Origin of the sequence: uncultured Campylobacter sp. (assembly GCF_938045775.1) — a bacterium.
Taxonomy (GTDB): Bacteria; Campylobacterota; Campylobacteria; order Campylobacterales; family Campylobacteraceae; genus Campylobacter_B.
Genome location: NZ_CALIBH010000259.1, coordinates 1 through 2,517, shown reverse-complemented (window position 1 = coordinate 2,517; position 2,517 = coordinate 1). Strand labels below are relative to the sequence as shown.

The 2,517-nt window shown below is 44.6% G+C and carries 2 protein-coding genes; both read left to right on the top strand.

Features of this window, described 5'->3' with window-relative positions; translation table 11 throughout:
- Positions 1-753 precede the first annotated feature (753 nt).
- A complete protein-coding gene (locus tag Q0238_RS10785) occupies positions 754-2,100 on the top strand; it encodes a DASS family sodium-coupled anion symporter (protein WP_005873052.1) in 1,347 nt (448 codons plus the stop codon).
- A gap of 166 nt (positions 2,101-2,266) precedes the next feature.
- A partial coding sequence (locus Q0238_RS10780; protein ID WP_297945934.1) for an ABC transporter permease subunit occupies positions 2,267-2,517 on the top strand: 251 nt, incomplete at its 3' end.

The window sequence follows — 2,517 nt, the reverse complement described above, 5'->3', positions numbered from 1 at the left end:
ACTAGATTTAAACGAGTAATCCCCCTCGATGCCTAAAAGTAAACCCTCGCTAGAGCCTACGCTAACGCAAGCCGCAGCGGCAAATGCCGCGATTAAAATTTTGTTTTTCATATTTTCTCCTTACAATTTATGATTTCAGGGCTTCTCGCCACAGCCGCTCTTACCGTTTTATAACTTACGATCTTTGAGCCTCCTCCACCGGATCCGCTTACAAATCCGTTTAAAATTTGTTGATTATAATAGCCCCCCCCCACTTAAATTTTGATAAATTTTTGAGGCAAGACGCGTAATTTTATCTCACTCGCCTTGGATAAAATTTTATCTCGCTTGCTAAGGATAGAATTCTATCTTGATTGCCAGCACGGAATTCGACGAAATTCTACGCCGCCTCCCTTGAGCAGTTAGCAAATTTAAATGCCGAGTGTCATTAAAAAATAATCTGTGATGAAATTTAAAGCGCTTACTTAGTTGTTCGTTTTTATGTATAATTTAAAATTTACACACGAGATAAGTGCCGTGTTACCGATAGTAACTGCACTTTTAAAAATTTAAGACGATTTGATTTGGAATTTATAAAATTCCCGCCTCATTTTTGTATCATAAGCCAAATCCAAAAAAGGAGTATCTATGGAAGAACACAAAGTGGAGTTACGCAACTCCCGCTTACAAGGGCCGCTAGACTCAGACGTAGACGAGCTGGGTTTAGACAGGCTCACCGACACCGTGCCGTTTCCTAAGCGCGGCGTCATCATTATGGCGATTGCCGCTGCAGTGGGCTTTGCGCTATATGCCGCGTTACCATTTGAGCCTAATGTCAAAAAAGGCCTTGCGCTGCTTGCTTTTATCGCGATTATGTGGCTTACAGAGGCCGTGCATATCACGGTAACCGCGCTTATGGTGCCGGTGCTTGCGGTAGCTATCGGACTTGGCAAATTCGCTAAAGATGGCACTTTCACGGCTGCCACCATCAAAAGCACGCTTGCAAATTTTGCAAACCCTACGATCTTTACCTTTTTCGGCGGTTTTGCTCTGGCAACAGCTCTGCATATGCAAAAGCTAGACAAAAAGATCGCGATGTGGCTAATCGCCCGCGCAGGCGGTCGCTTGGGTGTAGCTGCGATTTTAATCTGCCTTGCTACAGCGATCCTTTCGATGTGGGTTTCAAATACCGCAACTGCTGCGATGATGCTTCCGATCGCACTTGGAATTTGCGCCAACATGGACGAGAGCAAAGATCGCGGCACGCTTGTGTTTTTGCTTTTAGGCATCGCGTATTCTGCAAGCATCGGAGGTCTGGGCACGCTCGTGGGATCTCCGCCAAATTTAATCGTGGCTCAAGCCTTGCACTACAGCTTCGCGGACTGGATGAAGGTAGGTTTGCCGCTAATGTGCGTGATGCTACCGATAATGCTTGTGGTGCTTTATATAATTTTCAAGCCGAATTTAAGTCATAAAATAGAGATGGATCTGGAGCATATCCCTTGGACGCGCGAGCGCATTATTACGATCGTCGTATTTGCTCTAACAGCGCTTGGCTGGATATTTTCGAAACAAATTTCAGCCCTTGTGGGCTTTAAAGTGGATGATGCTTACGTCGCCATCTGCTCGGCAGTCGTAATCGTCATACTAGGGCTTGCCAAATGGCACGACATCGCCGAAAACACCGAGTGGGGCGTGCTGCTGCTTTTTGGCGGCGGACTTACGCTAAGTGCGGTTTTAGGCGATTCCGGAGCTTCTAAGGTGCTTGGCGATCTAGTCGCGCATACTTTCGGTGGAGCGCCTACTTACATTGTACTTTTGGTAACAGCAGTTTTCATCATCTGCCTTACGGAATTTACGAGCAATACCGCCTCTGCTGCACTTTTAGTACCAGTATTTGCGGGAGTAGCAGCGCAAATGGGGCTGCCAAAAGAAACTCTTACTATAGTAATCGGTGTGGGCGCAAGCTGCGCTTTCATAATGCCGGTAGCGACGCCACCGAATGCTTTGGTTTTCGGCACGGGACGCATTCGCCAGGCGGAAATGGTACGAAGTGGCGGAATTCTAGCGATATTCTCCGCGTTTTTGGTTTCGGGGTACGCGTATATTTTTTACTCGTAAAATTCCGTCAAAATTCTATAGTCCGGGTATCTGCTCGGACTAAATATATTTATAAGATATATTTTTAAACTCCTAAATTTTCGGAATTTTTATAAAAAAATTCTAATTTAATACTATTTTAATCAGTTATCTGTATAATACGCATATCTTACGGAAAGAAGAATTTATGGATTTTGATTTTATAGCCAAATTTAGCCCGATGTTCGTAAAGGCGGGAATTTTAACGCTAAAGCTCGCATTTTACGGGATTTTACTATCCATCATCATCGGTTTTATCTGCACGCTGATAAAATATAAAAGACTGCCGCTGTTAAGCCCGCTCGTGAGCGCATATATCGAGCTATCACGCAATACTCCGCTTTTAATTCAGCTATTTTTTCTATACTACGGCCTGCCGAAGCTAGGCGTTCAAATTTC